The sequence below is a fragment of the Propionibacterium acidifaciens DSM 21887 genome, from assembly GCF_000426605.1.
GTDB classification, from domain to species: domain Bacteria; phylum Actinomycetota; class Actinomycetes; order Propionibacteriales; family Propionibacteriaceae; genus Propionibacterium; species Propionibacterium acidifaciens.
On sequence record NZ_AUFR01000010.1, the window covers coordinates 16,076 to 34,236 of the forward strand.

9 protein-coding genes are annotated in these 18,161 nt (G+C 72.2%); 2 read left to right on the top strand and 7 right to left on the bottom strand.

Annotated elements, in window-relative coordinates:
- Positions 1-10: 10 nt before the first annotated feature.
- The 6 genes from K336_RS19280 to K336_RS0104990 all read right to left on the bottom strand — a co-directional run bounded on the left by K336_RS19280 (position 11) and on the right by K336_RS0104990 (position 13,007).
- A complete protein-coding gene (locus K336_RS19280) occupies positions 11-1,288 on the bottom strand; it encodes a cell division protein PerM (RefSeq protein ID WP_211223446.1) in 1,278 nt (425 codons plus the stop codon).
- 284 nt (positions 1,289-1,572) lie between these two features.
- Positions 1,573-1,854 (bottom strand): hypothetical protein, encoded by a 282-nt coding sequence (locus K336_RS0104970; RefSeq protein ID WP_021798791.1) that lies wholly within the window; start codon positions 1,852-1,854, stop codon positions 1,573-1,575.
- A 247-nt stretch (positions 1,855-2,101) separates the two neighbouring features.
- Positions 2,102-6,421 (bottom strand): FtsK/SpoIIIE domain-containing protein, encoded by a 4,320-nt coding sequence (locus tag K336_RS0104975; protein ID WP_051245423.1) that lies wholly within the window; start codon positions 6,419-6,421, stop codon positions 2,102-2,104.
- Positions 6,422-6,483: 62 nt separating this feature from the next.
- Positions 6,484-7,761 carry a type 1 periplasmic-binding domain-containing protein gene (locus K336_RS0104980; RefSeq protein WP_028706451.1) on the bottom strand — a complete coding sequence of 426 codons (1,278 nt, stop codon included), beginning with the start codon at positions 7,759-7,761 and terminating at the stop codon, positions 6,484-6,486.
- A complete protein-coding gene (locus tag K336_RS0104985; protein ID WP_028706452.1) occupies positions 7,758-10,736 on the bottom strand; it encodes a hypothetical protein in 2,979 nt (992 codons plus the stop codon). Before K336_RS0104985 ends, K336_RS0104980 begins: the two co-directional genes overlap by 4 nt.
- Before the next feature lie 285 nt (positions 10,737-11,021).
- Entirely contained in the window at positions 11,022-13,007 is a 1,986-nt protein-coding gene (locus tag K336_RS0104990) for a serine/threonine-protein kinase (protein ID WP_021798792.1), read from the bottom strand.
- Positions 13,008-13,398: 391 nt separating this feature from the next.
- On the opposite strand from K336_RS0104990, the gene K336_RS0104995 reads away from it, so the two are divergent.
- A complete protein-coding gene (locus K336_RS0104995) occupies positions 13,399-13,953 on the top strand; it encodes a hypothetical protein (protein WP_155944992.1) in 555 nt (184 codons plus the stop codon).
- 271 nt (positions 13,954-14,224) lie between these two features.
- Here K336_RS0104995 and pcrA read toward each other — a convergent pair whose 3' ends face one another.
- Positions 14,225-16,717 (bottom strand): DNA helicase PcrA, encoded by a 2,493-nt coding sequence (gene pcrA, locus K336_RS0105000; protein ID WP_028706454.1) that lies wholly within the window; start codon positions 16,715-16,717, stop codon positions 14,225-14,227.
- A 155-nt stretch (positions 16,718-16,872) separates the two neighbouring features.
- Here pcrA and K336_RS0105005 point away from each other — a divergent pair, with 155 nt between their 5' ends.
- Entirely contained in the window at positions 16,873-18,129 is a 1,257-nt protein-coding gene (locus tag K336_RS0105005; RefSeq protein WP_028706455.1) for a phospholipase D-like domain-containing protein, read from the top strand.
- Positions 18,130-18,161: the final 32 nt, after the last annotated feature.

An 18,161-nucleotide genomic window follows, 5' to 3' on the forward strand; every position in this document is an offset into this window, starting at 1 on the left:
GGGCGCCAGTTTAGCCGTTGCCCCCGCGACTGAGCCGCAGGGCGGTGGCGAAGCCCCCGAGCATGCCTCCCGCGCCGAGCACCGTGGGCGCCAGGACGAGCAGCCGTCCGAGCAGCGGCCCCAGCTCGGTGAGACGACGGGTGCCGAGCGCGCCGTGAGAGAGCAGGGCGAGCAGGCACAGCAACAGGGCCGCGAGGACGCCGACGATGAGTCCGTACAGGGCGCCCTCGTCGGGGAGGAACTCCCGTTCGGGCAGGGCGCGGCGGGCATCGTCGTGACGGGCGCGGACGCAGACGTGGGCGCCGACGGCGCCGGCCAGGGCGCCGGCAAGGAGCCAGACGGCGATCATCGCCGGATGGGCGTCGCCGGTCGACACGGCGGCGAGGAGCGGGATGGTGGGCAGGTCCCCGGTCGAGGAGCCGATCGGCGCGACGAGCGCGCCCTGCCCGAGCGAGAAGCCCGCGCCGAGCGTCCACGAGCAGGCCCAGAGGACCATCGAGGGGATCCAGGGCATCTGGGCCAGGGCGAGCAGCACCGATCCCGGCCCCCCGGCGCCGAGCGCGGCGTGCGCCCCGGTGACGGTCGTGTGGTTGACGACGAGGACGACCGCCAGGCGTGCGCAGCCGACGAGGACGGCGCCGGCCAGCGCAGCGCCGACGCCGGCGAGGACGCCGGTCGACCAGCCCCCCTGGCTGAGGCCGACGGGCGCCCATCCGAGGACCCGGCCGGAGGCGAGCAGCGAGCAAAGGCCCCCGATGAGCGCCCCGCAGACGAGGGCCCGGCCGAGCTCGGCGGACTGGCCGGCGAGGACCGTCGCGATGCCGAGGAGCAGGGCGTAGGAGCCGCCGAACCACAGGGCCAGGCGGCAGGACAGGGCGCGCAGGTCGGACTGCCGGCGGGCACGGACCGGGCCCTCGATGAACTCGTCGGCGGCACGCCGGGCGATGGCGCGCGACAGGCGCCAGACCATGAGGACGATGAGCGCCGTGAGCCCCAGCGGGACGAGCGTGAGCAGCCCCCTGCCGAGGTGCGCCGGCACGCCGTTGGCCAGCAGCCAGAAGCGCGTCGAGACCGTCAGCACCGAGCCGAACCCGATCCGCGGATCGGCGGCCCAGCCCAGGGCGCAGATGACGAGAAGGGGCAGCCAGCCGGCGAGAGCGATGCCGAGCGAGCCGACGAGGACGGCGCTGCGCCACGACAGCCCTGCGAGGGCGGCGCGGAGACCGCGTCGGCGGTTCTCGACCGCCACTTCCTCGTCCTCGTCGGGACCCGGGTCAACAGACGGCATCGCACCTCCAGTGATCGGCCCCGACGATACCCAACGGCGGGGGCCCGGGGAACGATGGTCCTCCCGTCCGCCGGGGCCGCTCCGGGGCGCCGGCCCTCGGGGTCCCGCTCCGGTCGTCCGCAGGCCGGGGCCCGCCTGCACGAACGGTCCGAGGCGGGGCCCGGGGAACCGGACTCGGCGCGCCCACGGCCGCGGGCCGCCCCACGGAAGACGGGAAGGAAGAAGGGCGTCGCCCCAGAGCCACCACGGCTCGGGGCGACGCCCCCTCGCACCGATCGATCGGCTCAGGCGCCGCCTGCGCTGAAGATGTCGCTGGAGATCTGCTGGGTCTGCTGCTGGAGCTCGTTGATCTGCTCGACCATCTGCTTCAGGGCGCTCGACAGCGACGGCCACGTCTCGTTGCTGAACTTGTCGGCCAGCGGGCCGTCCCAGTTGCTCTTGTCGCACAGGACCTGGCCCTGGGTCTCCAGGCCGTTCAGCTGATCCGTCAGACCGCCATCGGTGATGCTCTTGATCTGCGTGATCGCGTTCTGCGCAGCCTCAGTCGAAAGTACTCGACCGCTCATCGTGCCTCCATCTGTCAAGGGGTGGTGTTGAGACGCCCCGGCCGGAACGCCCGTTCTCACGACCATAGGGCAGATCACCGCGTCGACGCCACCTCGGCGGCCACGTTGCGAACCGGGGAGCCGACCGCCCCGACCGCTGTCAAGAGCAACGAAATGCCTAGTCAAAGGCATATCATGTAGGCTCAGGGAAAACACGGCGACAACCCCCATCCTCCCCTGACAATGATCGCGGGCGCCATGGCCGGACTCACCGGGCCGTCGGTCCGGCGGTCTGGACGAGTTCGACGGTGCCGCTCATGCACATGTACCCCCGCCCGATGGTCACTGGCACGGTCGCCCGACGCGGCAGCCGGGCACCCAACAGGTCGCCGTCGTAGTCGACATTGGGCTGGAGCAGAATGCCGCAACGCGACTTGCGCAGGGTCTTCGTCCAGTGCGAGTAGAGACTGCGCAGGTCATCGGAACGACCGGCGGCGACGATGTGCAGGGTGGGCATGCCCGACTCGATGAGCGAGTTGATGGACTTGTCGCTGTCGTCGAACTGCTCGGCGTCATCGATGAGCAGCAGCACCTGCTCCGTGGCGAGCCGCAGCTGGGCGGTGACGGCCGACACGCCGTCCCTTCCGACGGACACCTGGTCGAGCAGGGGCGAGTCGACGAGCGGGGAGCGGCGCATGCACAGGCCCCACACGCTCAGCTCGACGCCATCGCGGGCCGCGGCGGCCCTGGCGACCTCTGCCACGGCGAGCAGCACGGTGGACTTCCCGCTGCGGGCCGGCCCCGCGACGAGCATGTGCTCGCCCTCGTAGGTCTCCAGCGCGCCGACCGTCAGGTCGGAGCCGCGCAGGCCGATCGGAAGGCGCCACGGCTCGCCGGTCAGCTGCGCCGCGTCGAGGCAGTCGATGACGGCGACCTCAGTGGGCAGGGTCGCCACGACGCTGCGCTTCGGCTCCGGGCTCCCCCAGCGGCCGCGGACGAGCCCGACCGCCGCCTCGACGCCGCCGTGCGGGGTGGCGACGTGGGTCTGGAGCTTCGTCTCGGCGCCGACGCAGCGGCCCGGCACCGGGGGCGGGGCCTCGATGGCCTTGATGCCGCTCAGCGCGTAGTCGTAGCGGTCGGCGAGGTGGAACAGCCAGCGCTGGGTGGTGACCTCGTCGACGGCGGAGGGGATCGACTTGGCGCGGCTGGTGGCCACGGCCGTCCAGATGCCCAGTTCGGGGCCGTCGGCATAGACGCGGTACAGGCTGTCGAGCAGGGCCATGCCGTCGATGTCCTGGTACTCGTCGCGCAGAGTCGCCAGGCCGTCCAGCAGGAAGACGATGCGCCGGTGGTCGCCGGTCGGATCGGCCTTGCGCCGGTCGAGTTCGTTCTTGAGGTGGCGCAGCAGCCGCGTCTGCTGCTCGCGGGAGCCCGAGCCGGACCCGGCGTAGCCGATGGTGTGCGGCAGCGCCTGGAGCGGCGCCAGGTCGCCGGCGCCCATGTCGAGGATGATGAGGTCCATCTCGTCGGGCGGCAGCTCGTCGGCGAGGGCGAGCGCCACCGTCATGAGGGTGGTGCTCGTGCCGCTGCCCGGGATGCCGAGGAACATGGCGTTGCCGCGGCTCATGTCCCAGTGGGCGAGGACCTGGCGCTGGTGGTCGGGGTCGTCGGACAGTCCCAGGGCGACACGCGTGCCGTCGGTGCCGCCCACGACCGGCTGCTGGGCCTCCTCGACCTGTCCGCCGGGCGCGTCGGCCGCATCGAGCCCATCGTCGGCGGTGAAGCCGGCCAGGTCGACGCGGGCGCCGAGCGGGGTCGGCCAGACCGGCCTGGGCGATGCGATGCCCAGATGGTCGGAGGCCTCGACGATGGCCTCGATCATGAGGTCCATGTCGGCTTCGGTGACCTCGGCGCCCTTCGTCCCCCCGAAGGAGACGCTCCCGCCGGGGGCGCCGAAGACGACGTCGCGGTACTCGATCTGGACGGCGTCGACGGCCTCCGCGCGGCCGGTGACCAGCGCGGTCTGCACCGGCGTGATGTCCTCCTGGCCGAGCTTGACCCAGGAGCGGCCCTTCTGGGATCGGCTGATCGCGGCGGCGTGCGGCACGCCGATGACGTTGTTGGAGTCCTCCTTGCTCTGCACCCGCAGGGCCACGCGCAGGTTCGTATTGGCGAGGATGTCGTCGTTGACGACGCCGGCCGGACGCTGGGTCGCCAGGATCATGTGGACGCCGAGGGTGCGGCCGACGGCGCCGATCGAGACGAGCGAGGTGAGCACGTCGGGGAAGTCCTTGGCGAGCATGGCGAACTCGTCGACGACGAGCAGCAGTCGCGGCATCGGCTCGGAGGGATTGGTGGCCAGATAGGCGTCGAGGTTGTCGACGCCCTCCCCCGCCGCGGCGAACATGCGCTGGCGGTAGTCCATCTCGGCCTCCAGGGCGCGCAGCGCGCGGTCGGCCAGCTGCTCGTCCAGGTTCGAGATGGTGCCGATGGTGTGCGGCAGCGCCTCGAGGGGCTTGAAGGCCGCACCGCCCTTGAAGTCGATGAGGATGAAGGTGAGCTTCGTCGGGTCGTTGCGGGCGGCGAGGCCCGAGATGAGCGACCGCAGGAACTCCGACTTGCCCGAACCGGTCGTGCCGCCGACCAGGCCGTGCGGGCCGTCCCGCACCAGATCGAGCTCGAACGGGCCGTTCTCGCCGATGCCGATCGGGGTGGAGGTGCCCCGCGAGTGGGCCCACAGCTCCTCGATCCCCCCGGGGGTGATCTCGTCGATGCCCAGCAGCGGCGGCAGACGCACCAGCGAGGGCAGGGCGGCGCCGGGCACGACGAGCTCGGGGTCCTCGAAGCGCGACAGGGCCACAGCGGCCTCGCGCGCGGTCCGCAGGTCGATGCCGGCCAGCACCGCGTCGTCAATGGTCGTGCGGGTGCTGGGGTAGGTGACGACGCCGGCGCCGTCCTCGCGCACCTCGACGATCGTCGTGCAGGCCGCGGGCAGCTGCTCGACGGCCGAGGCGATGACGATGCCGGGCACGTGGTTGACGCGCTTGCCATCCCGGTCGGCGGTCGCGCCCCGGGCGTGGCCGAGCAGCTCGCGGGCGGGCGCCTCGCGGCCCTCCAGGAGCACGTCGGAGTCGATGACGAGGAGCACCTCGGGCACCGGATGGCCGTCGATCTCGTCGCGCAGGGAGCGCAGCTGGGTCTCCGAGCGGGACCGCTCGCACGACAGCCAGCGGTCCTCGACGCCGCCGAGGCAGCGGGTGTGGGGCAGCCATGTCGCCCACTCCCAGGCCTGCTGGCGGCCGGGGTCGCAGTAGACGCCGATGGACAGGTCGGCCGGACCGGACTGCACGGCGGCTTGGACGACGAGCGAGCGGGCCACCGCCAGGACGTCCTCGCGTTCGCCGACGACGCCGACGACCCCCGAGTCGGCCAGGTCGGCCCGGATCGGTGCCGCGGTGACTCGGCTCGCGTCGATCAGCGCCTTCACGTCGTCATCGAGATGGCGCGAGGCGTTGCGGTCGACGGGCACGGTCCAGTCGCTCGTCCCGGTCCCGGCGTGCAGGCTCAGGAAGTCGGGGTGCTCGGGACGGCGCTGCCACAGCGTCGTCGCCGGCAGCTCGGCGATCCGGACGAGGGTGGCCGGGTCGGGCGAGGCGCCGCGGAGCCGTTCGCGCTCCTCGCGCACGGCGTCGGCGAGGTCGGTGGTGAACTGCTCGCAGGCCTTCGCGAAGCGCTCGTCCTCCTCCTTCCTCTCCTTCTTGGAGCGGCGCTTCTGCTCGATCCACTGGAAGACCGCCATGAACGGGCTGAGCATCGAGATCATCGCGTAGCGGGGGTTGCCCATGACGACGACCATGCCCACGGCGAGGACGATCGGACCCAGGACGGTGGCGACCGAGAACTTGCTGGAGCTCGTGACCTTCTTGCGCTCGGGGGGCACGAGCTGCTCGGGCGGGGCGGGCTGGCCCGGGCGCGGCGGGCGGTTGAACGGGACCGTGCCGGCGCGGGTCTGGTTGTGGAGCGATCCGGGACGCGGGGCGAGGGGCTCGGAGCCCTCCTTGCGCAGCAGCACGGTGGCGCCGCCGACGGTGATCAGCGCGTCGCGCTCCACGAGGACTCCCTCGTCCTCCTCGACGCGGATGCCGTCGCCGAAGGTGCCGTTCGTGGAGCGGCAGTCGGTGACGCGCAGCCCCTCATCCTCGCGGACAATGCGGGTGTGCTCCCACGAGGCGCTGGGCGAGTCGATGACGATGTCGGCCTGCGGGGCACGACCGATGACGAGGCGGCGGCGCAGCGGCACCGGGACGGCGGCCCCGGCGTGCATGCCGCCGGTGAGGGTCGCCGTCCAGCCCTCGAGGTTGGCCGGCGGGCGCACCGGCTCGGAGCCGATCGTGCAGCCCTCGAGCAGGGTGACGTCGTCGATCCTGTCGGACGCGCCGCAGCGCACGTCGTCGACCCAAACGCTCTCGTCGTCGCCGGGGCGCTGCTGGCCGGCCGCCTCGACGAGATCGGCCAGGCAGGCGTCCGGCGCGAACTTCGTGAGGTCGATCTCGTGCGCGGTCGGGCCCGCCGAGACGATCAGTCGCACAGTGCTTCACTCCCCTTCGCCGACGCGGCCGCCGCGCCGTCGGGCCGCCCGAGGGCGACCCCTCAGCCGTTCGTCGTCGTCCTGAACCAGACGAGATTGCGGGTGGCGCTGTCCGGGCGCAGGCCCAAATCCTGCGAGGTCGCGCTGAGCGCGTGCACGGAGGCGTCGGGCAGGCCGGCGTGGTTGCCCAGGTCGAGCGCCGCTCCGGCCAGGCCGGCGCCGTGGTCGGGCCTGAGCCCGTTCATGGCCTCGGCGACCTTGCCGGGTTTCGTGCTGCCGGCCGCGGCGGCGGCGTCGGCGAGGACGACGACGGCGTCGTGCGAGGCGACGTCGGCGGCCTGGGAGACCTCGTTGAAGCTCCGCTCGCCGGACAGGTCCTTGGTGTCGGGCTGGGACGCCACGACACGCACGCCGGACAGATAGGCCGAGACGGCATCGCCGTCGGCGTCGCTCGTGAGGGCGGCGGCATCGCCCGTGTCGGCGCCCGCACTGAGCAGCGGCGCCGACAGCGAGGCGCCGCTGTCGACGAGCGACTGGGAGAACCGGGAGCTCAGGGCGTCGGGGGTGCAGATGATCGGCACCGTGACACCGGCGTTCTGCAGGCCCGCGACGGCCGAGCCCAGGCGCGACGCCTGCCCGGAGACGACCACCGAGTCGGCGCCGGACGACTCGATCCTGCCCTCGACGGTGGACGCGAAGTCCTCGGCCGAGGCGTCGACGCTGTCGACGTAGGCGATGCCGTCGACGCCTCCCCCGCCGGCGTCGACGAGCAGCGGGCTCGTGGCGCTCTGGGAGGCGAGGGCGTCGCCGAGTCCGCGGCGCGTCTGGCCCGCGCTCGGCCCGGTGATCCAGGCGTCGGCCCCGAGCGAGTCGGTGGACTGCTCGTACGGGGCGATGACGGGCATGTCGAGCTCATCGGCCTTGGCCAGGGCGGCGTCGATGTGGTCGCCACTGGTGGCCATGACGATGCCCATGACTCCGGCGTCCGACAGGGCCTGCACGGCGTCCGCCGCCTCGGCCGAGTCCCCCCGGTCGTCGACGGTCGTGAACTCGACCTCCGTGCCGCCGAGCCCGAGGCGGTAGGCGGCGACCTCGGCGCCGTTGGCGTTGTCGGCCCACTGCGATCCCTCGAGCTCGCCGGAGCCGAGACTCACGATGACGCCGATGTTCAGGTGCGAGGGGACGCCGCTGATGCGCAGTGCCAGCTCGGTGGGGTGGGCCGGCGTCCCGCCGGACCCGTCGTCCTGGCCGCCCCGGTCGCCGCTGCAGCCGCTCACGCCGAGCGCCACGGCGAGGACGAGGGCGGCGGCCCGACGGCCGCCGGGGGGGCGGGCCCTCATCGGGAGCTCTCGATCGAGAAGGTGTAGACCGAGCCGGTCGTCCCGCCGCTGGGCTTGCGCATCTGGAACAGCGGCAGCGCGTCGAGCCGCTCCAGCGCGGCGCTCATCTGCGCCTGGCGCAGCAGCAGACCGCCCAGATCGGCGCTGCGCACGTTCGCGTAGCCGGTCATGGTGCCGCTGGCGACGGCCAGCTGGGTGTCGGCGGCCTGGGCCAAGGCGGCATTCTTGCCGAGCGAGCCGAGCAGACCCGAACCGGCCGCCTCGGGATCGCCGATGTCGGCCAGCAGCTTGGCCATGTCGTCGCCGAGCAGCGCGTTCGCACCGGCGAGGTCGGCCGCCGATTGGTCGACGGAGTCGGCCACGGACTGCTGGGCCTGCTGGGTGGCGCTGTCCATGGACTGCTGGGCCTGCGTGTAACCGTTGGCCAGTTGCTGGTTCTGGGCGTCGATGGTCGACTTGGCCTGGTCGGTCATCTGCTGGGCCTGCTGGTCAAGGGCCGACCGGTCGAAGACGTCCTGGTCGGCGGACTGGCCGCTGCCGTCCTTGGCGGAGCCGATCCGGCGGATCTGCTCGTCGAGGGCGCCATCGCCATTCTTCTGGGCCAGCTCGGCGGCGGAGATCGCCTGCTCCAGTGCACTGGGCTGCCCGTCGAAGGCGTTGACGCTGTGGTTGAGCTTCTCGGCGGTCGAGCTGAGCTCGGCGGCCATGTCGTCGAGGCTGCTGGACTGCCGCTGCATCTCCCCGGCGCTGTCGGTCAGCCTGGCCATCGCGGCGTCCAGCTCGCCGTCACCGGCCTGTCCACCGGCGTTCCCGGTGGCCGTGGAGGAGGGCGAGGGGGACGCTGAGCCCGTCGAGGGCGAGGGGGACGTCGGGGAGGCGGAGGCCGCTCCCCCGGCCTGTCCGCCCGCGGTCAGCGCGTCGTAGTCGGACCTGAGCTGCTGGTAGGTCGCGGTGGCGTCACTGAGCGCCTTGCCGGCGCCGCCGGTCGTGTCGTTCCGGTCGAGGGTCCTGCTGAGATCGCCCCACGTCGCGCCCTCGTCGGCGAGCAGCGCCTCCACGGACGTGGTCTGCGCGTCGCCGGTCTGCGCGTCGCCGTTGCAGTCCTTGGTGCTGAGCAGCGGCATGAGCTTCGCTCGGTCGGCGGCGCTCATCTGGCAGACCTGCTTCGTCACGTCCCCGAGTCTTGCCGAGGCCGAGTCGTTCGAGGCCTTGCCCGCATCGGCCTTCGCCTTGGCGGCGTCGATCGCAGTGCCCAGCGCGGTGATCCGGGTGTTCAGGGCGTCGATGTTCGCGCCCAGCGCGGCGACCTGCGGGGTCGCGGGGTCGACCCGGGCGGAGTCGTCGGGCAGGGCGTTCTTCACGGCCTGGACGTCGCCGACGACGGTGTTGGCCTGCGCGAGCGCGCCTCCGGCGGCCGTGGCGAGGCTCGAGGCCTGCTGCGCCGTGTCCTGGGCCGATCCCTTCAGCCCGTCGACGGCGCTCCTGGCGGCCGTGGTGAAGTCGGAGATCGCGGCGTTCAGCGACTGCTGGCCCTGGTAGAGGGCGCACGTCGCGGGCAGGGCCTCGGAGGAGGCCGAGCCGGTGGCGCTCGCCTCGGAGGGCCTGCTCGACTGCCCGTCGCCGGCCTCCTGGCCGACGGCCGCGCCCGAGGACGGCGCCTTCGAGGACGGCGTTCCCTGAGGGGTCTCGTCCCCGGTCGGCCCGGACGCCCCACTCGTGGGTTGGGGGGCGGCTGGCGTGGCGGCCGCCGGGCAGTTCTCCTCGTTCGGCTCCGACGGTCCGATGGCGGCCTCGAGGGCCGCCCGGACGCTCTCGCGCTGGTCGTCGCCGGCATCGGCGTAGGCCTGGAGCTGGGCGGCGATGTTCTGCACCGTCGCGTAGACGCTGGTCGACCGGCCGTCGGGCGCCGCGCCGCTCGTGTCGCCGAGCATCGCGCTCATGGCCTCGACACTGCTGGTCAGCTGGGCGAGGGTCTGCGACGAGCTCTGCGCCGAGGCGCTCTGCAGCTCGCCTTTGAGGCCGTCGAGCTGGCTGCCGACCGAAGTCATCGCGCCGCTCAGGTTCTGCGCATTGGACTGCATGTCCGACAGGGTCTGGGCGCCGATCGTCTCGGCCGAGGTGTCGAGGCTGGAGCGCACGTCCTGGATCGTCGAGGAGGTCTGCGCGAGCACCTGGTTGACCTGGGCGGCGAGCTCGATGGTGCGCTCCTCGAGGTCCATCTGGGCCCTCATCTGCGACGAGGCGTCCAGCAGGGAGTTCGACGAGGAGTCGGTGGCCAGTCCCGGCTGCACCGAGATGGAGAAGTCGGGGCTCGAGAAGTTCTTGGCGTCGACGACAAGGCGCAGATCGGCGCTGGCCGGCATCATCGGCGGGGCCAGCAGGTCGGCCCACTGCACCTGGGTCCTGCCGTCGGAGTCCATGCTCACCAGGCCGTTCGTCGTGTCGCCATCACCCTCGACGATGACGTCGCCGGCGCCCGTGCCCTCGAGCGAGGCCGAGGCGACGACGGTCAGCGGCGCCCCGACGAGCGCGCTGGTGCTGTAGGAGTTGCCGTCCATGTCGTAGCTGACCTGCTGGGCGACGAGCGTGAGGTTCTCGATCGAGACGTCGATGACGACCTTGCCGCTGTAGCCGTTGAGCTCGGACAGGTCGCTGCCGGACGAGTCCGCGGTCCGGTAGCTCGTGGTGACGCGCGCGGGGAGGTCGTCGGCGGTCTCGGACGGGGAGAACTCGTCGGACGAGGAGCTGCTCGACCGGTTCGACCTCGTCGTGATGCTCGTGGCCCTGACCGCCGTCATCGTGCCGTCGCCCGACATGGTGACGTCGACGGCGCGCAGCAGGGAGTCGCCCTGGCCCAGCGCCGTGCCGGGCCTGATCGCCATGCCCGCCACCAGGGCGGCGATGGCCGCCGCGGCGAGACCGGCGCGCGTCCGCCGTGACGAATGGATCAGACGGCTGCCACGATGAGTGCCCATTGCGTTCCTTCCAGGGGGTGGGAGGCCTCGGCGCGGCCGCATCCCGCGCACCTCGACCGGGAAAACACCCATCGAGTCTACGGGATCATCATGGCCCGTCCACAGCGTTCTCCCAGTGAGACGGAGACGGCCCGTCCGGTCGGACCACGGACGAGGAGCAGCCGGGCGGCGCTCCCAGAGAGACGGGGACGCCCGCCGCAGCCCTGCCCCGATCAGGGGGAGGCACCGGGGCCCTCCCGCGAGGAGGGGACGGTCCCGATCCGATCACCTCCGGAGGGGTGCGGCTCAGCTCCCGTGCGCCGCGATCTGGAAGCTGCTGCTCGTGAGGTCCGTGAAGTTGCCCACCTGGGCGTCGACCGTGCACGAATCGGCCACCTGCTGGGCCGCCACGTTGAGGCCGTCGCTCGTGACGGTGAGCGCGCCGGCGCATCCGTCCGAGAAGCGCACTCCGGACTCCCCTCCCGCGACGGCCTCGAGCATGGAGCTGGGTTTGCCGGTGGACGGGCTCTTGTACAGGGGGTTCAGGTCGTCCTGCCCGCTGGGCCACACCGGCAGCAGCGAGATCTCCAGGCCGGACTGGTTGACGACCTTGTCGGGGGTCTTGACGGTGATGTCCTGCAGGCGCTGGACCGGGTAGTGGGTCGACTCGACGCTCGAGTCCGTGACGGCCGCCGTCGTCGCGGCGGCGGCCCGGTCGAGCCAGGCCTGCACCGCCGACTCCTCGTCGCCGTCGTCGAACGTCACGGGCACCTGGGCCTGCACCTGGAGGTTCTGCCCCGCCGGCACCTGCCCCGGGTCGACGGACCAGCCGCAGTCGACGCTCAGACCGCTCGTGGTCGTCAGGTTGTGGCCGGCCCGGGCCCCGCCGAGCCAGGTGACGTCCGGGCAGGCCGCGCCGTCGGCGGCACCGGGGACGACTTCGAGGAACGGCCCTTCCAGGGGGGCCTTCTGCGCCGTGTAGGTGATGGTCAGGTTCACCGACCCGGACGAGGCGTCGTAGCCGGCCTCGCGCCGGATGCCCAGCCCCGTCGGGAGGGCCTGGTCCTGCTGGCTCGCCTTGACCGGACCGGAGTTCCTGCGGTGGGGCGGGAAGAGGTGCCCGCCGCCGCGGAGGATCGCGAAGGCGCTCACCCCGACGAGCACCATGGCGGCGCCGATGATCAGGGACACCATCCGCTTGCCGGGACGCCTCGGGCCGGGCGCGGATTCGGCCCCCGTCGTCCCCAACTGCACCTGTTCCGGCTGGTGCGGCGTGACGGGCCGCAGCCGAGTGGCACCGGAGGGGGCGTCGAGCTCGGGCTCGGGGCTGATGTCGACGACGGCGGTGGGACGCGACTCCGCCGCGGCGGATTCGACCCCGGGGCTCCTCACCACCGTCATGGGGTGGGCGCCCTCGAACTCCTCGGGCGCCTCCACCGGCTCGAGCGCAGGCAGCTGCGCGACGAGGAGCACCAGCTCCCGGCAGGAGGCCGCGGCCTCCTGCGCGCCGGGTCTGCGCCCGGGGTCCTTCTCGAGCATCCCCGACAGCAGCTCCCACAGCGGCTCCGGCACGTCGAGAACGGGCACGCGGGACTGCACGTGTCGGTGGGCGACGGCGTAGTCCGTACCGGGCCCGGCGAACGGCGTACGCCCGGCGAGCAGCTCGTAGGCCATGATGCCGGCCGAGTAGACGTCCGACGCGAAGCCGGCCCGGCCCGAGTAGATGAGCTCCGGACTCATGTACTCGGGTGTGCCGATGAGTCCCGTCGTGGACTTCGCATCGCCCATCATCACCGAGGCGATGCCGAAGTCGCTCACCCTGAGGGCGCCCGGATCCTGCGGACCCCACTCGGGGTCGAGCAGCACGTTGTCGGGCTTGACGTCGCGGTGCACCACGTCGTGCTCGTGCGAGGCGGCCAGCGCGTCGAGGACGGCGGCCATCGCGGCCAGCGCCGTGCCCGGCGGCAGGGTCCGGCTCGTGTCGAGCCGGTCGCGCAGCGATCCCCCGGCGACGAAGTCCATGACGATCGCCAGCTGCTCGCCCTCGACGACGAGGTCGCGGAAGCCGACGATGTTGGGATGCCTCAGGGACTCCAGGACGGCACGCTCCTGGATGAACCGCCCCACCAGGTCGCGGTCGGCGGCGTGCTGCGGGTAGAGGAGCTTGGCGGCCACGCGTTCGCCCGTGCGCAGGTCGGTGGCGGCCCAGACCGCACCCGTGGCGCCCTGCCCGACCTTCTCGACCAGACGGTACGAGGCACCCAGGGCGTCGTCGAACTTCTTACCGACCATCTTCCTCCGCCTGCTCCGACCCGCCGGTCCGCGGGCACGCAGCCCATTATCCATGCCCGGCGCACCGCCCCACGGTCGGCGCCCCCATGGCCTGACGGCCCGGCGTCCGTTCCGAGGGTTCGATGAGGCGGGCGCGAGGGTGACTGGCGGCTCATCCAACTCGTCCGCCTCACCCCGTCCAACGTGGCTTCGCGGGCACCGGGGCGGCCAGCGGATCCGACCCGAGGTGCACGCCTCAGCGTTGGTTTGAGCTGTTCGGGGTGCGTCGGGGCTTGTCGGCGTGATTTGCGTGGGCGGTTGGGAGGCACTATATGGTCTCGATGGGATGGTGGCTCATGCGCCCGTTCGCGCGGAAGGTGAGGACCGCTTCGGGGCGCCTGCAGTGCAGATCGTGGAGAAGAAGCACGGGCGGCGTCGTGTCGTGGAGCATCCGGGCCCGGCTCGTACGGAGGCCGGCACTGCCGCGTTGATGCCGGTGGGACGGGAGGAACCGGCTGTCAGGGATCAGCCTGACCTCGGTTCCGATGACCCCTTGGACGACCGGTCTCGATCACGCGGCGGCGCGGCCGTGCAGGGGCAGGCCTCCCGGTTGTTCGTCGAGACGATTCGCGGGGCCTGGGACCGGCTCGGGTCCCGAGCGGTCGAGGACGAGGCGTTCTTCCAGCTCGTGCCGGCGCGTCCGGTGGAACCGGCCCCGAACTCGGACGGCCTCCGTGCGATCGACGGACGCGGGCTGCCCGCGCCGCACCGCAACGCATTCACCAGAGCGCTCCGCCGCTGCGCGGGCGACGACCACCGCAGCACGATCACCGGGGTGTGCTCCCAGCATGCCCGGCATGAGCGCGGCGGGGACGTCTCGTTGCTGCTCCATGACATGACCACTTCGTGTTTCGAGGCCGAGAAGGAAGACAGTCCGCGGAAGACCGGCTACTCGAAGGTAGAGTGAAGTGGGTTTTTCGGACAGTGGTGAATGTTCGTCTCGGGCCGCTTGGGTCCGGTGCCGGCTTCGCCCGGTGCGCGGTGGTCGATCGCCGGGTGGGGCCTGCTGCGACCGCATGCCGACCCGGTCCCGGGGGTCCACCCCGGCGGCGCTCGGATCGTGCATGTGCTTCCGGGGGATCGGGGCGGCCGTCCACCGCCGGGACGACGGCCGGGTTCCCGACTCGGGGCCGCGGCTCCCGGCCGCGGGCCATGCCTCGGGCTCCGCGACCGCCGGCTCAGAGTTTCTCGAGCGGCGCGAAGCGCAGGGCGAGGCGTTTGACGCCACCCGAGCCGAAGTCGACGTCGGCCTTGGCGTTGTCGCCACTGCCGCTTGTCGCGACGACCGTGCCCAGCCCGAAGCTGGGGTGCAGCACGCGATCGCCCGCCTCGAGCGAGACGATCCGAGAGTCACGGCCGGCCCCCGAGGCGGGCATGTGCCCCCGCCCCGAGCCGAACGCCGGGGCGTCGTCCCGCGGCCCGGAGGCGCCCGCGGCCCGCCGCGAGGCGCCCGTACGGGCGCCGGCGCTCAGGGTCCAGCCGTCCAGCTCGACGGCGGTGCGCTGCCAGTCGATGAGCTCGGCGGGGATCTCCTCGAGGAAGCGGCTGGCCGGGTTGTACTGCGGGGCGCCCCACGCCGACCGGACGGCAGCGCGCGAGACGTAGAGCCGCCGTCGGGCCCGGGTGATGCCCACATAGCTCAGCCGGCGCTCCTCGGCGAGCTCGTCCTTGCTCGCCAGGGCCCTCATGTGGGGGAAGACGCCATCCTCCATCCCGGTGAGGAAGACGTTGTCGAACTCCAGTCCCTTGGCCGTGTGCAGGGTCATGAGGGTGACGACGCCCGGCGAGTCCGGGTCGGCGTCGGGGATCTGGTCGGAGTCGGCCACCAGGGCGATGCGCTCCAGGAAGACGCCGAGCGAGTCGTCGCCCTCGAGGGCGCGGGCGTCCAGCTCCTCGTCGTCGACGGCGACCTGGTCGGCCTCCAGGTCGACGACGTGGGCCTGGGCGACGAACTCCTGGGCGACCGCCACGAGCTCGACGAGGTTCTCGACGCGAGTCTGGTCCTGCGGGTCCTTCGAGGCCTTCAGCTCGTCCAGCAGGCCGGAGTCCTTGAGCACCGCCGCCAGGACCTGGTCGGCGGGGGCCCCCTGCTCGACGAGCCCGCGGAGGCCGCGCATCAGTTCGCCGAACGCCCGCACCTGCCTGGTCGAGCGGGTGGCCATGCCGGGCACCTCGTCGACGCGGTCGACGGCCTCGGTGAAGGCGATCCCCTCGTCGGCGGCGAAGACCTCGAGCGCCGCCTCGGCACGGGCACCGATGCCCCTCTTGGGCACGTTGAGGATGCGGCGCACCGAGACGTCGTCCACGGGATTGGCGATGGCCCGCAGGTAGCTCAGGGCGTCGCGCACCTCGCGGCGCTCGTAGAAGCGCACTCCCCCGACCACCCGGTACGGCAGGCCGAGACGGATGAAGACCTCCTCGAACGGGCGCGACTGGGCGTTGGTGCGGTAGAAGACGGCCGTGTCGGAGTACTTGCAGCCCTCCTCGTCGTGCAGCCGGTCGATCTCGTCGGCCACCCAGCGGGCCTCGTCGTGCTCGGTGTCGGAGACGTAGCCGATGATGCGCTCGCCGCCGGACACGCTGCTCCACAGCTTCTTGGCGGGCCGGTCCGGGTTGTTGCCGATGACGGCGTTGGCGGCCGACAGGATCGTCTGGGTGCTGCGGTAGTTCTGCTCCAGCAGGATCGTGCGGGCGCCGGGGAAGTCCTTCTCGAAGTCGAGGATGTTGCGCACGTCGGCGCCCCTGAAGGAGTAGATCGACTGGTCGGAGTCGCCCACGACCATGAGCTCGGGCGGCGGCACCGCCGGCGCGCCGGGAACCGGGTCGAGCGGCGAGCAGAGCTCGCGGATGAGCATGTACTGGGCGTGGTTCGTGTCCTGGTACTCGTCGACGAGCACCTGGCGGAAGCGGCGGCGGTACTTCTCGCGGACGTCCGGGTGCGTCCGGAGGAGCCGGACCGTCAGCATGATGAGGTCGTCGAAGTCCACGGCGTTGGCGGCGCGCAGTCTGCGGTCGTACTCGGCGTAGGCGCGCGCATGGAGCTCGTCGTTGCCGCTGGCGGCATCGGCGAGCGCCTCGGCCGGGCCTGTCAGCTCGTTCTTGGCGTTCGAGACCCGGGCGAGCACCGAGCGCGGCGGGAACTTCTTCGCGTCGACGTCCTCGTCGCGCAGCACGAGGGCCATGAGTCGGCGGGCGTCGGCGTCGTCGTAGATCGAGAAGTTGCGCCGCAGCCCGAACTCGGGCGCCTCGCCCAGTTCGGCGCGCAGGATGCGCACGCAGGCCGAGTGGAAGGTGGAGACCCACATCGCCCGGGCGCGCCGGCCGACCAACGCTGTGACGCGGGCCCGCATCTCCGCCGCCGCCTTGTTGGTGAAGGTGATCGCCAGCACCGAGCCCGGGTGCACGCCGCACCGGGAGATGAGGTGGGCGATGCGGCGCGTCAGTACGCGCGTCTTGCCCGAGCCGGCACCGGCCACGACGAGCACGGGCCCCCCGGTGTGGACGACGGCCTCGCGCTGGGGCCCGTTGAGGCCCTCGAGCAGGCGAGCCTCGTCCTCGTCGGGCCCGGACGGGCCGTCGACGCCGGGCGCAGGCACCGCCCCGGCCCCGTGAAGGGCATCGAGACGAGCGCCGAAGGCGGCGAACGGGTTGGGCGAGGCGGCATCAGTCATGACCCAGCAATCGTACCGGCGCACCTGCTCCTCGGCACGCGCCCGCCGGGCGCGCCGCACGACGGGCGCCAATCCCCCGGCACGCGCCCGCCGGGCGCGCCGCACGACGGGCGCCAATCCCCCGCATCATGGCCCGGCGACCCTAGAATCGGCCCATGTCCTCGATTCCCCACCGTGTCAGGCGCGCGATCGGCGTGGCACTCCTGGCGGTCGCCGCAGCACAGACGACCGCGGCAGCGGCGGTCATGACGATGGATCATCTGCGCAAACGCCGCCAGGGCCCGCCCACCTTCCCGCGCAGTCCGGTGGCCGAGGCCAGCGCCCACCACGACGAGGTGACGGTCTACTCGTTCGGCGAGGACCTCTACGCGGACATGCTGGCCGCCATCGACGCCGCCACCGACCGCATCTACTTCGAGACCTTCATCTGGAAGGGCGACGAGATGGGCCGGCGCTTCAAGCGGGCGCTCATCGACGCCGCCGACCGCGGCGTCGAGGTCTACGTCGTTTACGACGCCTTCGCGAACATCGTCGTCGACCCCCGTTTCTTCAGCCTCCCCGGGTCGATCCACGTCAAGACGCACCCGCTGGTCCAGTCGGCCGCCTTCTGGAACCTGCGCTACTCGGGCCGGGACCACCGCAAACTGCTCGTCATCGACGGCGAGGTCGCCTTCATGGGCGGGTACAACATCGGCTCGCTGTACGCCGACTCCTGGCGCGACACCCACGGCCGTTTCACCGGCCCGTGCGTGGCGGAGTTCGAGAACGCCTTCATCGACTACTGGAACATGCGCCCGGTGCACCTGTTCTGGTGGCGCCCGTCCTCGCGCCCCGAGCTGCCCGACGTGGTCGAGCGAGACTGGGGCGGGCCCGTCACCCTGCAGCGCAACGTGCCGCGCCGGCGGGTCTACCCGATCCGCAACATGTACCTCGAGGCGATCGACCGGGCCCAGCGGAACATCTGGCTCACGACGGCCTATCTCATCCCCGACGATGACCTCCGCACCGCCCTGGGGCGCGCCGCCAAACGCGGGGTCGACGTGCGGATCATCGTGCCGGCCGAGTCGAACCACATCCTCACCGACTGGTTGAGCCGGGGCTTCTACTCGGGCATGCTCCGCGACGGCATCCGGCTGTTCCTCTACCAGAACGCCATGGTCCACGCGAAGACGGCGACGATCGACGGCCAGTGGTCGACGATCGGCACCGCCAACCTCGACCGCCTCTCGCTCGTGGGCAACTACGAGATCAATGCCGAGATCGTCTCGCCGACCGTCGCCGACGCCCTCGAGGGGATCTTCCTCACCGACCTCACGAACTGCCGCGAGGTCGACCTGGCGCACTGGGAGCAGCGCAGCCCGGTCGCGAAGTTCACCGAGGGCCTGCTGGCGCCCTGGCGCCCGATCTTCTGAGCCGACGGGACCCGGCGCGCTCGTCCCGGGTC

Coding starts and splice junctions, on each gene's coding strand:
- K336_RS19280 (WP_211223446.1), bottom strand. CDS start 1,288: ATGCCGTCTGTTGACCCGGGTCCCGACGAGGACGAGGAAGTGGCGGTC.
- K336_RS0104970 (WP_021798791.1), bottom strand. CDS start 1,854: ATGAGCGGTCGAGTACTTTCGACTGAGGCTGCGCAGAACGCGATCACG.
- K336_RS0104980 (WP_028706451.1), bottom strand. CDS start 7,761: ATGAGGGCCCGCCCCCCCGGCGGCCGTCGGGCCGCCGCCCTCGTCCTC.
- K336_RS0104985 (WP_028706452.1), bottom strand. CDS start 10,736: ATGGGCACTCATCGTGGCAGCCGTCTGATCCATTCGTCACGGCGGACG.
- K336_RS0104990 (WP_021798792.1), bottom strand. CDS start 13,007: ATGGTCGGTAAGAAGTTCGACGACGCCCTGGGTGCCTCGTACCGTCTG.
- pcrA (WP_028706454.1), bottom strand. CDS start 16,717: ATGACTGATGCCGCCTCGCCCAACCCGTTCGCCGCCTTCGGCGCTCGT.
- K336_RS0105005 (WP_028706455.1), top strand. CDS start 16,873: ATGTCCTCGATTCCCCACCGTGTCAGGCGCGCGATCGGCGTGGCACTC.